At 66.2% G+C, this 16,425-nt stretch carries 18 protein-coding genes and 1 riboswitch; of the genes, 7 read left to right on the forward strand and 11 right to left on the reverse strand.

Annotated elements, in window-relative coordinates; all coding sequences use genetic code 11:
• Nucleotides 1-20 precede the first annotated feature (20 nt).
• Nucleotides 21-1,673, forward strand: a complete 1,653-nt coding sequence (locus R4P95_RS04340) for a (2,3-dihydroxybenzoyl)adenylate synthase (protein WP_213573514.1) — start codon at nucleotides 21-23, stop codon at nucleotides 1,671-1,673.
• Between the two features lie 94 nt (nucleotides 1,674-1,767).
• Nucleotides 1,768-2,538 (forward strand): NRDE family protein, encoded by a 771-nt coding sequence (locus tag R4P95_RS04345; protein WP_317743698.1) that lies wholly within the window; start codon nucleotides 1,768-1,770, stop codon nucleotides 2,536-2,538.
• Here the strand turns inward: R4P95_RS04345 and R4P95_RS04350 are convergent.
• The 6 genes from R4P95_RS04350 to R4P95_RS04375 all read right to left on the reverse strand — a co-directional run bounded on the left by R4P95_RS04350 (nucleotide 2,531) and on the right by R4P95_RS04375 (nucleotide 7,769).
• Nucleotides 2,531-2,944, reverse strand: coding sequence for an HIT family protein (locus tag R4P95_RS04350; RefSeq protein ID WP_317743700.1), 414 nt, complete (start codon nucleotides 2,942-2,944; stop codon nucleotides 2,531-2,533). The two genes, R4P95_RS04345 and R4P95_RS04350, sit on opposite strands and share 8 nt — an antisense overlap.
• A gap of 77 nt (nucleotides 2,945-3,021) precedes the next feature.
• On the reverse strand, nucleotides 3,022-4,443 hold the full coding sequence (gene purB, locus R4P95_RS04355; RefSeq protein ID WP_317743701.1) for an adenylosuccinate lyase: 1,422 nt from the start codon (nucleotides 4,441-4,443) through the stop codon (nucleotides 3,022-3,024).
• 22 nt (nucleotides 4,444-4,465) lie between these two features.
• Nucleotides 4,466-5,095 (reverse strand): TetR/AcrR family transcriptional regulator, encoded by a 630-nt coding sequence (locus tag R4P95_RS04360; RefSeq protein ID WP_213573521.1) that lies wholly within the window; start codon nucleotides 5,093-5,095, stop codon nucleotides 4,466-4,468.
• A 76-nt stretch (nucleotides 5,096-5,171) separates the two neighbouring features.
• Nucleotides 5,172-5,597: a DUF1707 domain-containing protein gene (locus tag R4P95_RS04365; protein WP_317743703.1), complete on the reverse strand. Its 426-nt coding sequence runs from the start codon at nucleotides 5,595-5,597 to the stop codon at nucleotides 5,172-5,174.
• A 73-nt stretch (nucleotides 5,598-5,670) separates the two neighbouring features.
• Nucleotides 5,671-6,837, reverse strand: coding sequence for a pyridoxal phosphate-dependent aminotransferase (locus R4P95_RS04370; RefSeq protein WP_317743704.1), 1,167 nt, complete (start codon nucleotides 6,835-6,837; stop codon nucleotides 5,671-5,673).
• Between the two features lie 23 nt (nucleotides 6,838-6,860).
• Complete coding sequence (locus R4P95_RS04375) at nucleotides 6,861-7,769, reverse strand: LysR family transcriptional regulator (protein WP_159919567.1); 909 nt, start codon at nucleotides 7,767-7,769, stop codon at nucleotides 6,861-6,863.
• Between the two features lie 119 nt (nucleotides 7,770-7,888).
• On the opposite strand from R4P95_RS04375, the gene R4P95_RS04380 reads away from it, so the two are divergent.
• Both R4P95_RS04380 and R4P95_RS04385 read left to right on the forward strand, forming a co-directional pair.
• The gene (locus R4P95_RS04380) at nucleotides 7,889-9,262 is read left to right on the forward strand and encodes an MFS transporter (protein WP_213573527.1); all 1,374 of its coding nucleotides are present in this window, start codon (nucleotides 7,889-7,891) and stop codon (nucleotides 9,260-9,262) included.
• Nucleotides 9,259-10,011 carry a 3-hydroxybutyrate dehydrogenase gene (locus R4P95_RS04385; protein ID WP_213573529.1) on the forward strand — a complete coding sequence of 251 codons (753 nt, stop codon included), beginning with the start codon at nucleotides 9,259-9,261 and terminating at the stop codon, nucleotides 10,009-10,011. The genes R4P95_RS04380 and R4P95_RS04385 overlap by 4 nt, the downstream gene beginning before the upstream one ends.
• Before the next feature lie 76 nt (nucleotides 10,012-10,087).
• Here the strand turns inward: R4P95_RS04385 and purD are convergent, their stop codons facing one another.
• Nucleotides 10,088-11,341 (reverse strand): phosphoribosylamine--glycine ligase, encoded by a 1,254-nt coding sequence (gene purD, locus R4P95_RS04390; protein WP_213573531.1) that lies wholly within the window; start codon nucleotides 11,339-11,341, stop codon nucleotides 10,088-10,090.
• 124 nt (nucleotides 11,342-11,465) lie between these two features.
• On the opposite strand from purD, the gene R4P95_RS04395 reads away from it, so the two are divergent.
• Nucleotides 11,466-11,891, forward strand: a complete 426-nt coding sequence (locus R4P95_RS04395) for an HIT family protein (RefSeq protein WP_159919523.1) — start codon at nucleotides 11,466-11,468, stop codon at nucleotides 11,889-11,891.
• 10 nt (nucleotides 11,892-11,901) lie between these two features.
• On the opposite strand, the gene R4P95_RS04400 is transcribed toward R4P95_RS04395, so the two are convergent.
• From R4P95_RS04400 to R4P95_RS04415, 4 genes are all read right to left on the reverse strand, one after another.
• Complete coding sequence (locus tag R4P95_RS04400; protein ID WP_317743706.1) at nucleotides 11,902-13,284, reverse strand: HAMP domain-containing sensor histidine kinase; 1,383 nt, start codon at nucleotides 13,282-13,284, stop codon at nucleotides 11,902-11,904.
• Between the two features lie 68 nt (nucleotides 13,285-13,352).
• Nucleotides 13,353-14,069, reverse strand: a complete 717-nt coding sequence (locus R4P95_RS04405) for a response regulator transcription factor (RefSeq protein WP_317743945.1) — start codon at nucleotides 14,067-14,069, stop codon at nucleotides 13,353-13,355.
• A gap of 121 nt (nucleotides 14,070-14,190) precedes the next feature.
• Nucleotides 14,191-14,313, reverse strand: a complete 123-nt coding sequence (locus R4P95_RS04410; protein WP_255965160.1) for a hypothetical protein — start codon at nucleotides 14,311-14,313, stop codon at nucleotides 14,191-14,193.
• A 327-nt stretch (nucleotides 14,314-14,640) separates the two neighbouring features.
• Nucleotides 14,641-14,763, reverse strand: a complete 123-nt coding sequence (locus R4P95_RS04415; protein WP_283254033.1) for a hypothetical protein — start codon at nucleotides 14,761-14,763, stop codon at nucleotides 14,641-14,643.
• Between the two features lie 230 nt (nucleotides 14,764-14,993).
• Nucleotides 14,994-15,058, forward strand: a riboswitch (guanidine-III (ykkC-III) riboswitch).
• Nucleotides 15,059-15,069: 11 nt separating this feature from the next.
• On the opposite strand from R4P95_RS04415, the gene R4P95_RS04420 reads away from it, so the two are divergent.
• Both R4P95_RS04420 and R4P95_RS04425 read left to right on the forward strand, forming a co-directional pair.
• The gene (locus R4P95_RS04420; protein WP_317743707.1) at nucleotides 15,070-15,384 is read left to right on the forward strand and encodes a multidrug efflux SMR transporter; all 315 of its coding nucleotides are present in this window, start codon (nucleotides 15,070-15,072) and stop codon (nucleotides 15,382-15,384) included.
• 47 nt (nucleotides 15,385-15,431) lie between these two features.
• Entirely contained in the window at nucleotides 15,432-16,235 is an 804-nt protein-coding gene (locus R4P95_RS04425; protein WP_213573535.1) for an ABC transporter, read from the forward strand.
• Nucleotides 16,236-16,425: the final 190 nt, after the last annotated feature.

Below are 16,425 nucleotides of genomic sequence, written 5' to 3' on the forward strand. Positions count from 1 at the left end.
AAGTTGCGAAAGGACTTTCGATGACCACGAGCCTGCGCGCTCCCCTCTCCGACACCACCGGATATCCCGCCTCCTTCGCCGAGCGGTATCGGCAGGCCGGTTACTGGACGGACGAGACGTTCCAGCAGTTTCTCGGCGCACGCGCAGCGGAGTTCGAGGATGCAGTTGCGGTGGTAGGGCCGGACGCCACCGGAGGCGAAACGAGCCTCACCTACCGCCAACTCACCGACCGCGCCGGTCGATTGGCGGCCGGGCTTCTCGAGTCGGGCATCCACCCCGGTGATCGGGTCGTCGTGCAGTTGCCGAACATCGTCGAGTACGTGGAAGTGGTCTTCGCGCTCTTTCGCCTCGGCGCGTTGCCCGTGTTCGCGTTGCCCGCGCACCGCGAGCACGAGGTCTCCTACTTCTGCAGCTTCACCGACGCGGCGGCATACATCGTCACCGACCGGCACGCCGGTTTCGATTACCGCGCCCTGGCCCGCCAGGTGGTGTCGTCTTCGGAACAGCCGCCGACGGTGATCGTCGCCGGAGACGCGCAGGAATTCGTTGCGCTCGACGATCTGCGGGGTTCGGCGCCGATCACCATCGAGTCGCCGGTCGACGCGGAGTCGGTGGCCTTCCTGCAACTGTCGGGTGGCACCACCGGGGTGTCGAAACTGATTCCTCGCACGCACGCCGACTACCTGTACTCGGTGCGTGAATCGGCTCGCATCTGTGGCGTCGACGAGCACACCCGCATGCTCGTAGTTCTGCCTGCTGCACACAACTTTCCGATGAGCTCGCCCGGCATCCTCGGTGTCCTGCACGCAGGCGGTCGCGTAGTGCTGGCACCGGATCCCAGTCCCGACACGGCCTTCGCCCTCATCGAGCGTGAAGGCATCACCATGGCGTCGCTCGTCCCACCGCTGGCACTGGCATGGTTGGCCGCCGCCGCCCGCACCGAACGCGACCTGTCGAGTCTCGAGGTGTTACAGGTCGGTGGCGCAAAATTCAGCGCCGAGGCGGCCAAGCGGGTGCGGCCCGAACTGGGATGCACAGTGCAGCAGGTGTTCGGTATGGCGGAGGGCCTCGTCAACTACACCAGACTCGACGACCCGGAGAGTATCCTCGTCTCCACGCAGGGCAGGCCGATCAGCCCCGACGACGAGGTGCTCGTCGTCGACGACCACGACGTACCCGTTCCCGCCGCCACCTCCGGTCACCTGCTCACCCGCGGCCCGTACACCATTCGCGGTTATTACCGAGCACCCGAACACAATTCGACGGCGTTCACCGACGACGGTTTCTACCGCACCGGTGACATCGTTCGCCTCACCGACGACGGATACCTCGTCGTCGAAGGCAGGGCCAAGGATCAAATCAACCGTGGTGGCGAGAAAGTAGCCGCAGAAGAGGTCGAGAACCACCTCCTGGCACATCCCCGCGTCGCCGACGTCGCAGTGGTGTCGATGCCCGATCCCTACCTCGGCGAACGCACCTGCGCCTTCGTCGTCGTCCTCGGCGAACAACCGACGCAAGGAGAACTCAAGAAGTTCGTGCGCGGCCGCGGCCTCGCCGAGTACAAGGTCCCCGACAAGGTGATGTTCGTCGAACACTTCCCGGTCACAGGCGTGGGCAAGATCAGCAAGTCCGAACTGCGCCGAGCCCTCGAGAAGACGCTCGTGACACCGTAGGTATCCGCTGTCGTATTGCCTCGCTTCTCGATGGCAGGTGTTGTCACAACGTGCTGGAACTACTTCGGGGTCCAGCGCGCACTACTGTCGAGACATGTGTCTGGTCCTGTTCGCATGGCATACCCACCCCGACCTTCCCTTGGTCGTGGCAGCCAACCGCGACGAGTTCTACGCCCGCCCCACCGAACCGCTGCACCGTTGGGACGAGGGTTTCGTCGCCGGCCGGGACCTCCTCGCGGGCGGCACCTGGATGGGAATCAGTGACGGATTACGGTTCGCGGCCGTGACCAACGTCCGCGATGGGTCCCCTGCAGCCGGGGCGTTGTCCCGCGGGCGGCTGCCCGTCGACTTCCTCGTCTCCGAGGACTCGGCGGCCTTTCATGCCGACAGCGTCGCCGCAGACGGCAGTGCGTACGGCAGCTTCAACCTGCTCGTCGCCGACCGGGAGGAACTGTGGTGGTCCACCAACCGGCCGCACGGCCGCCGGCACCGTGTCGAACCCGGCATCCACGGGTTGTCCAACGCCGAACTCGACACCCCATGGCCGAAGGTCACCGAGGGCACACGCCTGTTCGGCGCCGCCCTCGCCGCCGACGACGGTAAGCCGGACGCCGACCTCGAGGCGTACTTCGCCGTCCTCGTCCACAGCGAGCCGGCAGCGTGGGAGTCGCTGCCCGACACCGGGGTCGGGCCGGACCTCGAACGGGCACTGTCGTCGCGTTTCATCCACTACGGCGAGTACGGCACCCGGGCGTCGACCGTCCTCCGTGTCCGCTCGGACGGCACCTACGACATCACCGAACGCCGCTTCGACCCGAACGGGGCCACCGGCGAAGTCCGGTTCGACTCGGCGCAGGTCAGGTAAGCGACGATCGGATGACGCCGGCAGTCTGCTCCAGCGCCATCCGGCTGGGCGACGTCGGCATTCCGCGCAGCCCGAAACCGTCACCGTTCGTGCGGGGAACGACGTGGAGGTGAACATGGAACACCTCCTGACCGGCGGCGATTCCGTCGGCCAGGAAGAGGTTGACTCCATGGGCGCGTAACGACCCGTGCCGCAACGAGGTAGCGATCCGCTGTCCGGCGGTGAACACTGCGGCACCATCGGCCGGGTCGAGGTCGGACAGTCCGGTGGCGTGCCGCTTGGGAACCACCAGCAGGTGTCCGGGGGTCCACGGCCGGATGTCCATGAACGCCATCACCTCGTCGTTGTCGTACACGACGCTCGCTTCGGCGCGACCGGCGACAATTTCGCAGAAAGTGCAGTTCATGGGGTAGGCACCTCCGGTGCTTGTGAGTGGTTGACGAGTCCCTGCACTCGTTAACCACTCACGGGCGGCGAAGCCGCCTACAGGATCGGGGACGGCTGGTAGGCAGCCGCCTCGGGGTTGGCGTCGACGAGCTTCTGTACCTCGGTCACCACTGCGGCCACCTGAGCTTCGGCCGCGCCGATGAACACCTTCTTGTCGGCGAGCGCCTCGTCTAGGGCTGCCCGGTCGAGGGGCAGCCGGTCGTCGGCGGCGAGCCGGTCGAGGAGGTCGGGTTCCTTGCCCTGCTCGCGCATGGCCAGTGCGACGGCGACGGCGTGTTCCTTGATGACCTCGTGCGCGGTTTCGCGGCCGACACCGGCCCGCACCAGCGCCATGAGGACCTTGGTGGTGGCGAGGAACGGCAGGTACCGGGTGAGTTCCTTCTCGATGACGGCTGGGTAGGCGCCGAATTCGGCGAGCACGGTGAGGAACGTTTCGATCAGTCCGTCGATGGCGAAGAATGCGTCCGGCAGGGCGACCCGGCGCACCACGGAGCAGAACACGTCGCCTTCGTTCCATTGGGCGCCTGCGAGTTCCGCGGCCATCGACGCGTAGCCGCGGAGGACGACCTGCAGTCCGTTGACACGTTCGCAGGAGCGGGTGTTCATCTTGTGCGGCATCGCGGAGGACCCGACCTGGCCGGGCTGGAAACCCTCGGTGACCAGTTCGTGCCCGGCCATCAGGCGGATGGTGTGAGCGAAGGAGGACGGCCCGGCGGCGACCTGGACCAGCGTGGACAGCACGTCGTGGTCGAGCGACCGCGGGTAGACCTGCCCGACACTGGTGAAGACGTGAGCGAAACCGAGGTGCTGCGCCACCTTCCGCTCGAGGGTGTCGAGATTGGTGGCGTCGCCGTCGAGAAGGTCGAGCATGTCCTGCGCGGTGCCCATCGGACCCTTGATGCCGCGCAGCGGGTAACGGTCGATCAGTTCCCGTAGCCGGGTCAGGGCGACGAGCAGTTCGTCGGCGGCGGAGGCGAAGCGCTTGCCGAGGGTGGTGGCCTGCGCCGCCACGTTGTGCGAACGACCGGCCATGACGAGGCCGCTGTACTCGGCGGCACGCTCGGACAGCCGTGCGGCCACCGCGACACCGTGTGCGTACACGTGCTCGAGCGACCGCAGGATCTGCAGCTGTTCGACGTTCTCGGTGAGGTCGCGGCTGGTGAGACCCTTGTGTACCTGCTCGTGACCGGCGAGTGCGTTGAATTCCTCGATGCGGGCCTTCACGTCGTGCCGGGTGACCCGTTCGCGGGCGGCAATGGAGTCGAGGTCGACCTGATCGATGACCCGCTCGTAGTCGGCGAGCGCCTCGGCCGGCACGTCGATGCCGAGTTCCGCCTGGGCACGCAGCACCGCGAGCCACAGCTGGCGTTCGAGCACGATCTTGTGCTCGGGCGACCACAACTCGACGAGTTCGGGGCTGGCGTAACGGTTGGCGAGGACGTTCGGGATGCGGGTCACGAGACTTCAGTTTACGACGGCGCTAGAGGTGAACGTGGTCCGGCCGGTCCAGCGCCGGCGCGACGAGGTCGACGACGTCGAGCAGCATGGCCCGGGCGAGCCCACGAAGGTCGGGGTCGTGCTCGCCGAGGGCAGTCACCACGGCGCCGTCCACGGTGGCGACCAGGCGGCGCAGTTGTCCTTGCTGCACGTCGCGGTCGGAACGGCGCAGGGCCTCGGTGAGGATGTCGTCGAGCTGCGCGCGCAACCGCAGCTGAACCTCGCGTAGTTCGGGTCGCCGCGCGCAGGCGGTGAGCCGCTCGTACCGGCAGATCAAGCGTTCGCGACTGTCGTCGCTGATCAGTACCGGCCCGACGAGTAGTTCCACGAGAAGGTCGACGGTGGACTCGCGACCGCGACGACGGTGGGTGACGTCGCCTACCCGCGCCCGCATGACGGTGAGGTCGCGTTCACCGTTGCACTCGACGGCCTTCGCGATCAGCTCTTCGAGCGACGCGAAATAGTAGGTGGTCGATGCGAGCGGAAGGTTCGCGCGCGCGGCCACCGACCGGTGCCGCACCGCTTCGAAGCCGCCCTCCAGAAGCAGGTCGGCGGCAGCGTCGACAAGCGCCTGTCGGCGCCGTTCGCCCTTGGGAGTTGCCGCTGTCGACACCAATTCATCCTGCCAGCCGGGGGTGCCGCACCAGAGCGGATTGGACTACAGACCGCGAAGTTTGCGCCGGGCGAAATCACCAGGCTCGGCACGAACGGCGACCGAGGTGATGCCGTGCGAGGACGAGCCAGATGATGGGAAGGAAGACGAGAGGCGGCACGCGGACAACGAACACCCACAGGACCGCGGCGAGCACCGCGACCACGAACAGCAGCGTGCGCAGGGCCGCGGCCTCACGTCCCGGATCCCGGCGGCTCGGCTCCGGCTCGTACTCGACTTCGGTCCCGAAGCGCTGTTCGCCCGGAAGATCCGCGAACAGAGGTGCGAGGTCGGCTGCGGTCTTGGCGAGGTACGCCTGACGGACCCGGGCATCGAACTCGTCGGTGTCGAGGCGGCCGGCCGCAAAGTGTGCGGCGAGTGCCGTTGCGGCCTGCTCCCGCTCCAGTGTTCCTATGCGGAGTCCGCCAGGAGTGGAAGGGTCTGGGTTGCTGATTTCGCTCATGGTTTCGCCTTTTGCCCGCGTGCGCCGCAACACTGTAATCCTGGTCATAGTGTAGGCCGACTTCGGTCGATCGCTAGAGCCAGCGCCGCAGCCGGATCAGCGCTTCCCGCACTTCCGCGGTGGACCCGGCGAACGAGAGCCGGATGGTCCGGTCCCCGTGGACGGTGTCGAAGTCGATGCCGGGTGCCAGTGCCAGACCCGTGTCCTGCAGCAGTCGCGAGCACCACTGCGTCGACGTGTCACCATGGGCCCCACCGAGGAGATGACCGATGTCGGCGTACACGTAGAACGCACCGTCCGCGGGCGCCAGCTCGGTGATACCCAGTTCCGGTAGCCCCGTGAGAAGCAGTTCGCGGTTCACGGCGTAACGCTGGACGTGCGCATCGAGTTCGGCCCGCGACTCCGGTGTGAACGCCGCGATCGCCGCGTACTGCGAAATCGCCGGTGGGCACACTGTCATGTTCGACGCCAGGCGCTGCAGGGCACCCCTCAGCCCGGCGGGTACCAGCATCCACCCCAGCCGCCAGCCCGTCATCGAGAAGTACTTGGACACCGACCCGACGACGACGGATTCCCGCGACGTCTCCCAGGCGCTCGTCATCGTCTGCCCGCCGTATCCGATGCCGTGGTAGATCTCGTCGGATATCAGGAGGGTGCCGTGGTCGTCGCACCACCGAGCGAGACCCGCCAATTCTTCGGGATCGATCACGGTTCCGGTGGGGTTGGCGGGACTCGCGACGATCAGACCGGCCGGGGGTTCGGGGAGCGCCTCGAGCATCGCGACCGTCGGCTGGAATCGGGTGTCGGCACCGCAATCGAGTTCGACGACGTGGCAACCGAGGGCGGCGAGGGTATTGCGGTACGCCGGGTAACCCGGGCGAGCGACGACCACGGTGTCGCCCGCATCGAAAGCGGCGAGGAACAGCAACGTGAAGGCTCCGGAGGAACCCGTGGTCACCACCACGTCCTCGGCGTCGACGTCGATACCGGACTTGGTGGAGTGGTACTCGGCGATCGCGTCGCGGAGTCCCAGGATTCCGAACGTCTCGGTATAGCCGAGCAGGTGTCCGTCGAGGACCTGCCGGGTGGCGCTCAGCACGGGCTTCGGCGCCGGGGTCGAAGGCTGACCCGCTGCGAGAGTCAGCACGTCCCCGTGGGTTCGTTCGCGCTCGGCGGCGGCCTTCCACACGTCCATCACGTGGAAGGTCTGAATGTCGGATCGCTGAGATTCGGAGCGCACACCTCGACGCTAGCGTGACACCGTCAACGCCCGGCCAACGCGTCCCGTTGCGACTCGACCGTCTCGCGGACGGCAGCCACGACTGCAGCCACCTCGGGTCTGCGGAGCGATTCGGGACGCGCGACGAGCCAGTACGCGAGCGTCGCCTCCACCTGTCCGGGCAGCACGCGAACGAGGTCGTCGTGACGGTCGGCCATGAAGCACGGCAACAGCCCGATCCCCGCCGCGGCGCGGGTGGCCTCCACATGGACGAACACGTTGGTTGAGGTCACCGACTCCCGCATCGACACGGTAAGCCGGCGCGCCAGGTCCAGTTCGTCGACCTGCAGCATGGAGTCGATGAAGTACACCAGGGAATGATCGGCGAGTTCGACGACGGTCCGCGGAGTGCCCTTCCGCTCGAGATACGACCTCGACGCATACAGACCGAGGGTGTAATCGGCCAGCCAGACGGCCTCGGCGCGGTGCACCTGCGGTTTGCCCACCACCACCTCGATGTCGAGACCCGAACGGTGCTGTGAGGCCCGGCGTGTGACCGCAACGATCTCCACGGAAACCTCGGGGTGCCGGCGGCGAATCAACGCGCCCGCGGGTGCGGCGATGTACGCACTGAACCCGTCCGTCGCCGACACGCGCACCACGCCCTTGAGGCCATCACCGCCGCCTGGCTCGGCGACGAGGCCGTGCACAGCGGCTTCCACCCGCTCGGCCGCGGTCAAGGCCTGCTGTCCGAGTTCGGTGAGTTCCCATCCGCCGGCGGCCTTCACGAGTACGCGACCGCCGAGGGTTCTCTCGAGGTTTGTGATGCGCCGGGAGATGGTGGTGTGATTTACACCGAGGTCGTCGGCCGCGGTGTTGAAGCGGCCGGTGCGTCCCACCGCCAACAGCACGAGCAGGTCATCTGCGCTGGGCATGGACGTTTCGGAAGTCATGTCTGCATATTTGCACACGGGGGTTGCATCATGCGCCATTGTGTGCGCACAAATATGCATCAATACTCGGCAGACAACACCCGATGTGTCCCCAGTCACAGGGAAGCAAGGAGCGGCAGATGAGCGTCGACGAGACACTACGCACGGAAGAGACCCCACCGTCGGGGCTGAAGAAGGTGGTCGGTGCGTCGATGGCCGGCACCGTGGTCGAGTGGTACGAGTTCTTCCTCTACGGCACGGCGGCGACCCTGGTCTTCAGCAAGGTCTTCTTCGCGGCCGGAGACAACGAACTCGACGCCATCATCGCGGCCTTCGTCACCTACGCGGTCGGCTTCGTCGCCCGACCGCTCGGCGGCATCGTCTTCGGCCACTTCGGTGACAAGTTCGGCCGCAAACAGCTGCTGCAGTTCAGCCTCGTCCTCGTGGGCACCGCCACCTTCCTCATGGGCTGCCTGCCCACCTTCGCTCAAATCGGTTACTGGGCGCCGGCGTTACTCGTCACGCTTCGCTTCATCCAGGGCTTCGCGGTAGGTGGCGAATGGGGCGGCGCGGTGCTGCTCGTCGCCGAGCACAGCCCCAGCCGGTCGCGTGGGTTCTGGGCTTCCTGGCCGCAGGCCGGCGTTCCGGCCGGCAACCTGGTGGCCACCGTCGTACTGCTCATCCTGACGACGACCCTCCCGGACGCAGCCTTCCTGAGCTGGGGCTGGCGTGTGGCCTTCTGGCTCTCCGCCGTGATCGTCCTGGTCGGCTACTACATTCGCACCAAGGTGACCGATGCGCCGATCTTCCTCCAGGCCCAGAAGGATGCCGAGAAGATCAAGGAGACGTCGTTCAACGTCTTCGAGGTGGTCAAGCGCTACCCGCGCGGCGTGTTCACCGCGATGGGACTGCGCTTCGGCGAAAACGTCATGTACTACCTCGTCGTCACCTTTTCGATCACCTACCTCAAGGTCGTGGTCCACACCGACACCGCGCAGATCCTGTGGTGGATGCTGATCGCACATGCGGTGCACTTCGCGGTGATCCCGCTGGTGGGACGGTTGTCCGACAGCATCGGCAGGCGCCCCGTCTACATGATCGGTGCCCTGACCGCGGGAACCTGGGGTTTCTTCGCCTTCCCGATGATGAACAGCGGCCACAACGCCGTCATTCTCGGCGCCATCGTCATCGGCCTGGTGTTCCACGCCTTCATGTACGCGGGCCAGCCCGCGATCATGGCGGAGATGTTCCCCACCCGGATGCGCTACTCGGGCGTCTCGCTCGGCTACCAGGTGACGTCGATCGTGGCCGGCTCCCTGGCCCCCATCATCGCGGCGAGCCTGTTGAACAGGTACCACTCCTCGGTCCCCATCGCGATCTACCTCGCGATCGCCTCGCTCGTCACCGTCGTCGCCGTGATCGTCGCCAAGGAGACCAAGGGCATCTCCCTCGAATCGATCGACGCAGCCGACGCCCGAAACCTGGCCGCGGAAAAGGCCGGAGCGCCGGCATGACCGCCCGCGACCTCTCCGGCCGCACAGCCCTCGTCACCGGTGGCGCGAGCGGGATCGGCGCGGCGTGCGCGCGACACCTGGCCGCGCGTGGAGCCCAGGTCACCGTCGCAGACCTCGACGATGTCGCGGCCAAGACGCTCGCCGAGGAGATCGACGGAAAAGCTTGGCACGTGGACCTTCTCGACACCGATCAGCTCGCCGATCTACGCCTGGAGACGGACATCCTCGTCAACAACGCCGGTATCCAGACCGTCAGCCCCATCGAGGAATTCAGCGTCGACGATTTCCGCCGGATCCAGACACTGATGGTGGAGGCACCGTTCCTGCTCATCCGTGCCGCGCTCCCTCACATGTACGCGCAGGAATTCGGCCGGATAGTGAATGTGTCCTCCGTGCACGGACTTCGGGCTTCGGCGTTCAAGGTGGCGTACGTGACAGCCAAACACGCGCTCGAGGGCATGTCCAAGGTGACCGCCCTCGAGGGTGGCCCGCACGGCGTGACCAGCAACTGCGTCAACCCCGGTTACGTGTCGACGCCGTTGGTGCAGAAGCAGATCGCCGATCAGGCACAGCTGCACGGCGTCAGCGAGGCCGATGTGGTCGAGAAGGTGATGCTCACCGAGAGCGCGATCAAACGGCTGGTGGAACCGGACGAGGTCGCCTCCCTCGTCGGATGGCTGGCCTCAGCGGACGCCGGCATGGTCACCGGCGCCTCGTACACCATCGACGGCGGGTGGACGGCACGGTAGCCAATCGGTCCGAAAAGACGTGCACCCCTGAAATACTCAGGGGTGCACGTCTTTCAGTCCTCGATCACGAACAGGCCTACGGTATGGCGATACGCCCCTCGACTGCGGCCAGCCCGATGTCCTTGCGGAAGTGGCTGCCGGGCAGCTTGATTGCGGCGATCTTGGCGTAGGCGTCCTCGCGTGCTTCGCTGAGGTTCGCGCCGACTCCGACGACACTGAGCACACGCCCGCCCGCCGACACCACCTGTCCGTCGACGAGCTTCGTGCCGGCGTGGAGAACGCCCTCTCCGTCGGCTCCGCTGATCACGTCACCGGTGCGTGGCGTCGCCGGATAATGTTCGGCCGCCACCACCACGGTGACCGCCGAACCGTCCTGCCATTCGAGCGGCGGGACCTGATCGAGCGTGCCGGTGGCCGCCGCGTTCAGCAGCGCACCCAGCGGACTCTTCAGCAGGGCGAGGACCGCCTGGGTCTCGGGGTCGCCGAAGCGGCAGTTGAACTCGACCACCGCGGGGCCGTCCTTGCCGATGGCCAGGCCGGCGTACAGCAAGCCGCTGAAGGAGCTGCCCCGGGCGACGAGCTCCGCCGCGACCGGCTTGACGACGTCGTCGACGATCTGCGTGACCATCTCCTCGGGCAGCCACGGCAGTGGGGTGTACGCGCCCATGCCGCCGGTGTTGGGTCCGGTGTCGCCGTCGCCGACGCGCTTGTGGTCCTGGGCCGGGAGAAGCGGCACCACGGTGTCGCCGTCGACGACGCAGAATAGCGACACCTCGGGGCCGTCGAGGAACGATTCGAGGAGGACCGGGTGCCCGTTCTCGAGCAATTCGGCGGCGTGATCGCGGGCGGCGTCCCGGTCGGTGGTGACCACGACGCCCTTGCCTGCCGCGAGGCCGTCGTCCTTGACCACCCAGTTGGGTCCGAAGCGGTCGAGTGCTTCGTCCAGCTTGGCGGGAGAATCAACGATCTCACTGTGCGCGGTCTTCACACCGGCGGCGGCCATCACGTCCTTGGCGAACGCCTTCGAACCCTCGATGCGCGCGGCGTCGGCCGAAGGGCCGAAGCAGGCGATTCCCGCAGAGCGGACGGCGTCCGCAACACCCAGCACCAGCGGGACCTCGGGGCCCACCACGACCAGGTCGGCTTCGACCTTCTTCGCGAGATCGGCGACTGCCTCCCCGGAGGCGATGTCGACGGAATGCTGCTCGGCGATCTTGGCTATCCCGGCGTTCCCGGGAGCGCACATCAGGGCAGTGACACCCGGATCACGAGCAAGGGCGAGGAGGAGGGCATGTTCACGGGCTCCGGAGCCGATAACGAGTACGCGCACGGTGTCAGCGTACGGGCCGCGAAATGCCACCGGTGAGGGTGGCCGGGAACACCCCCCGTGAGTACTTCTTAACACCGGGCGGTTAATAAGTACTCACGGGCGGCGAAGCCGCATAATGGCGGCCATGGGATCTGTATTCAGCGCCATCATCAACGGAGATCTGCCCGGACGGTTCGTGTGGGAGGACGAGGATGTCGTCGCGTTCCTCACCATCGCACCCATCACACAAGGCCACACCCTCATCGTGCCCCGGAAAGAGGTGGACCACTGGCAGGAGGTCGACGGTGAGCTGTGGACCAAGGTGATGGATGTGGCCCGCATCGTCGGGCAGGCCGTGCGCCCGGCGTTCGACGCGCCCCGCGCCGGACTGTTGATCGCCGGACTCGAGGTCCCACACCTGCACGTGCACGTCTTCCCGGCATACGACCTCGGTGATTTCAACATCAGCAATGCAAACCCGGATCCGTCTCAGGAGTCGCAGGACGACGCTATGACGAAGCTCCGCGGCGCCCTCCGCGATCTCGGATACGCGAACAACGTTCCCGACTGAGACATGTGATCTAGAGCGCCCGGGGCAGTTCCACCCGGAAGGTCGCGCCCTCGCCCGGCCGGCTGTCGACCGTCACGGTGCCCTGGTGCGCGGCCACGAGCGCCGCCACGATCGACAGGCCGAGTCCGCTTCCCCCACTCTCTCGGGTGCGGGACGCGTCGGCTCGGTAGAACCGTTCGAATACCCGCGCCGCATCGTCTTCGCTGAGACCCGGGCCGGTGTCGGCTACCTCCAGCACGACCCGGTTCTCCGTGGTCTGCAGTCGAACCGTCACGTCCGCGGTCGCGGGAGTGTGCTTGACGGCGTTGGTAAGGAGGTTGCCGAGCACCTGCCTCAGCCGCGCCTCGTCACCGAGGACTTCAGGGGTTCCCGGTCCGGAACCCACTTCCAGGGCGAAGGAGCGTTCGGGCTCCACCGCGCGGGCAGCGTGCACGGCGTCCGACACCACGGACAGAAGGTCGACCGGCCGAATCTCGAGGGGCCGCTGGGCGTCGAGCCGAGCGAGCATGAGCAGGTCCTCCACGAGTAGACCCATCCGGGAGGCCTCTCCTTCGATACGGCTCATCAACGTCTCGGTGTCGGTCATCGCGCCCTGCCGATACAGTTCGGCGAAACCGCGAATCGTGGTCAGCGGGGTACGCAATTCGTGGCTGGCGTCGGCGACGAATTGCCGCATCTTCTCCTCGGAGCGGCGTGCCGACTCCTCGGACGCCTCGGTTGCGGCGAAGGCATGCTGAATTTGGGCGAGCATCCCGTTCAGAGCAACCGACAACCGTCCGATCTCGGTGCGGTCGTCCCGCGCGGGGACACGCCGATGGAGGTCGCCGGCGGCGATCGCGGCGGCGGTCTCCTCGACTTCGCCGAGGGGACGCAGGCTGCGGCGGACGACGAAGTAGGCGACGACACCCAACGCAATGAGCACCACCGCGCCGATGCCGAGTTGCAGGACCACCAATTGGTTCACCGTGTCGTCGTTCTCGGTGAGTGTCACCGCCACCGTCGTCTGGGTGCCGCTCGCCGTGGTGGTGGTGAGCACACGCCAGCGGACATCGGATCCGTCGGTGGAGCCGACCGTCATGGGACCCGAAGAGGGATCGGCAGGAATTGCGGGCGCGCTGATCTCGTCGTTGATCTGGAAGAGCACCGTTCCGTCCGGGGACACGGTGCGCACATAGAACGGGCTGGGCGGTCGTCCCGGGTTCGGCTCGTCCGGGGGCGGGAGCGGACGCAATTCCCGCGGCTTGGCCCACCCCTGAGCGGCCTCGCGGAGTTGGTGGTCGATTCGGCTCGTCAGAGAATTCTCGAGCGCCGACGTCACCGCGACTCCCGACGCCAGCAGACCGAGTGCCGCGAGCAGCAGCACCGCACTTACCAAGGTGACCCGCAACGGCATCGACCGCACCCACCGCCGACCCGCGTGCGCGGCCGGCGCGACAGAATTTTCTAGTGCGGGTGGGGCGGTCATCGCCGCGGTTCGCGCATCACGTACCCGACGCCCCGAAGGGTGTGAATCAGCGGCGTCTCCCCGGTGTCCACCTTGCGACGCAGGTAGGAGACGTACGACTCCACCACCCCGACCTCACCGCCGAAGTCGTAGTTCCACACGTGGTCGAGGATGCGCGGCTTGCTGAGAACCGTGCCGGCGTTCACCATGAAGTACCGCAGCAGGGTGAACTCCGTGGGCGACAGCGATACCAGCTCGCCCGCTTTCCACACCTCACGTGTGTCGTCGTCGAGTTCGATGTCGGCGAACGTGATACGCGCCGATTGCTCCTCGACCGACACCTTGCCGGATCGACGGAGAATCACCCGCAGCCGTGTCACCACTTCCTCGAGACTGAACGGCTTGGTGACGTAGTCGTCGGCGCCCAGTGTGAGGCCGCTGATCTTGTCTTCGACCGCGTCCTTCGCGGTGAGGAAGAGAACCGGCGCGTGCACACCATCCGCGCGTAGCCGCTGGAGCATCCCGAACCCGTCCATCCCCGGCATCATGACGTCGAGGATCACGGCGTCGGGCCGAAAGTTGCGCGCCGTATCGAGACCTGCCGAGCCGCTCGACGCCGTCGCGACCTCGAAACCCTGAAAACGCAGGCTGACGGACAGCAGTTCGAGGATGTTCGGTTCGTCATCGACGACGAGGATTCGGGCTTCGACGGGCTTCGCATTCACGGAAACCATCATCACGCGGAACGCTGGATCATCGCTGTCGGTTCCCTGGGAAGTTCCTGTGAGCGTCCCAGGGAACCGAGCGGGCGGGCGGTGCAGCCCCGTCGTCAGCAGACGACGACGAAGCCCTTGGTCAGTTGACGACGATGTTGAGGTTGAGGACTACGCCACCGAACGTCAGAATCGTGTTGGCCAGACCGAGCGTGACACCGCTGTTGAGTGCGCCGAGTAATCCGAGCATCATGTTCTCCATCATCTCCCCCTGTGCCAGGGCGGACTTTCCGTGTCGAGCCGATTACGCGCGTTGCTTGCACGTTGCCGAGAACAATAGGTGAACCGTCGCAAATCTGTGGCGACACTCGCATTCGATTTTTCGAAAATTTCTCACCGAGACTTTTTCGGCGAAAAGAGCCGAGATTCGAGAGCGATGAGCGAAGATGGGACAGTTGTGTCTCCCGCGGGCTGGGCGCCCCGGGTACACGGCCGCCCCGCCGCAGGAGACGCGGCGGGTCCGTCGATCGCAGATGTGGTGAAAGTAGGTGTCCTGCTGTCGGTCCGACAGCAGGACACGTCGAGCGGTTTCTCAGCCGACCACGTTCAGGTTGAGAACCACTCCCCCGAACGTCCCGATAGTGTTGGCAACCCCGAGTGTGAACGCGCTGTTGATTGCGGCAAGCAGTCCGAGCATCATGATATGCCTCGTCATCGTCGGTGGAGTGCGCACGGAATTCACGCATTGTGCTCGACAATAAACAAGCAGGCCGCCATCCGCAGAGTTATTCAGCGCATTCGCCGGCGTGACCCCGAACCGATAACAATGCGTTTCCCGGCCGTGTCACAAAAAGGAAATCTCCGCCAAGACGAGGGAGCTTATCCGGCGTTTCCCTGCAAACGCCGACCACTGCGTTCAGACCACAGCATGAGCTTTCGGTACCGTGAAGGTCGTCGATACGACACCCGGACGAGCGCACCGTACCCGGCCAGCGACAAGACGGTGCTCGGGAGAGTTGTCATGGCGTGGATCGTGCTGGTGCTGTCGGGCGTGCTGGAGGCCGTCTGGGCCACCGCTCTCGGTCGGTCCGAGGGCTTCAGCAAAATTAGTCCCAGTGCCGTATTCGTCATCGCGCTGGTCCTCAGCATGGCGGGGCTGGCCTTCGCGATGCGTACTCTGCCGACCGGGACGGCATACGCAGTCTGGGTGGGAATCGGCGCTTCCCTTACCGTCGGTTTCGCGATGGTGACCGGCGCCGAAAACACATCGCTCGTCAAGATCCTGCTGGTCGCTGCCATCGTGGCGTGCGTCGTGGGACTCAAAGTCCTGCACTGAGCGCCCGAGCCGCGAAATGCTTGTGTGTCGCGGGTTACAGTAATCGTATGAACGTGGTCTCGTTGCTGGCCCTCCCGGTGCGCGCCGGACTTGCGGCGGCCGATGTCGGACTCGGAATCGCCGAGGCCACCTTGGCAACGGTGCGCACAGCGGTAGCAGGCACCGGAGTGGTCACCGGTATGGGCGCCTCCGGCAGCCCGCTGCAGATGATCAGTCAGCTGTCCTCACTGGCGGCGAACGACGGGCCGCTCGGACAAGCACTTCAGCCCGGAGGACCCCTCGATCGACTGCTCGCTCCGGGCGGCCCGGTCGACCGGCTGACCTCCGAAGGCGGCACCCTCGAACGACTCCTCGAACCCGGCGGACCGCTCGACCGGGTGCTCGCGAAAGACGGCCCACTCGACCGCGTTCTCGCCGAGGACGGCACGCTCGAGCGTCTACTCGCCAAGGATGGACTGCTCGACCGCCTCACCGCCGAGCAAGGCCCCCTCGAACGACTCACCGCCGCCGACGGCGCCGTCGAGCGACTCACCGCGCAGGGCGGCATCGTGGATCGCGCGCTGGCCGAGAACGGGATCCTCGACACGCTGCTGTCCGAGGGTGGCGCCTTCGAACGGCTGATCGCCGAGGGCGGACCGCTCGACCAGATCGTCGCACTCTCGGAAACCTTGACAGCACTGGCGCCGAATCTCGAGCGGATGAGCGCGAGCATCGATCTGCTACAGGACACAGTCGCGGTTTTGAGCGCAGCCGTCGGCCCCCTCGGGGAACTCGCCGGCCGCCTTCCTGGACGCTGGCTCAAGGGCAAGGGCGATCGACCGGGCATCGATTACACGCTGGGTCCTGCCTGACGCGTTCGTGAATACATCTCGCCCTGCCATCTGACAGGTGCCCCGATTGCCGGGCTGCTGTGCGCGTCGAACGTCAATGCCCGCAGCCGCCGGAACCTCAACGCTCCGAACCCCCTTCTGAATTCGTTGCATCAACCCTCTTGCGCGAACGGTATTCAGCGATACTATCTAGCGGTAGTCATTAACACTG

It is taken from the genome of Rhodococcus sp. IEGM 27, assembly GCF_033142305.1.
In the GTDB taxonomy this organism is placed as follows: Bacteria; Actinomycetota; Actinomycetes; order Mycobacteriales; family Mycobacteriaceae; genus Rhodococcus_F; species Rhodococcus_F oxybenzonivorans.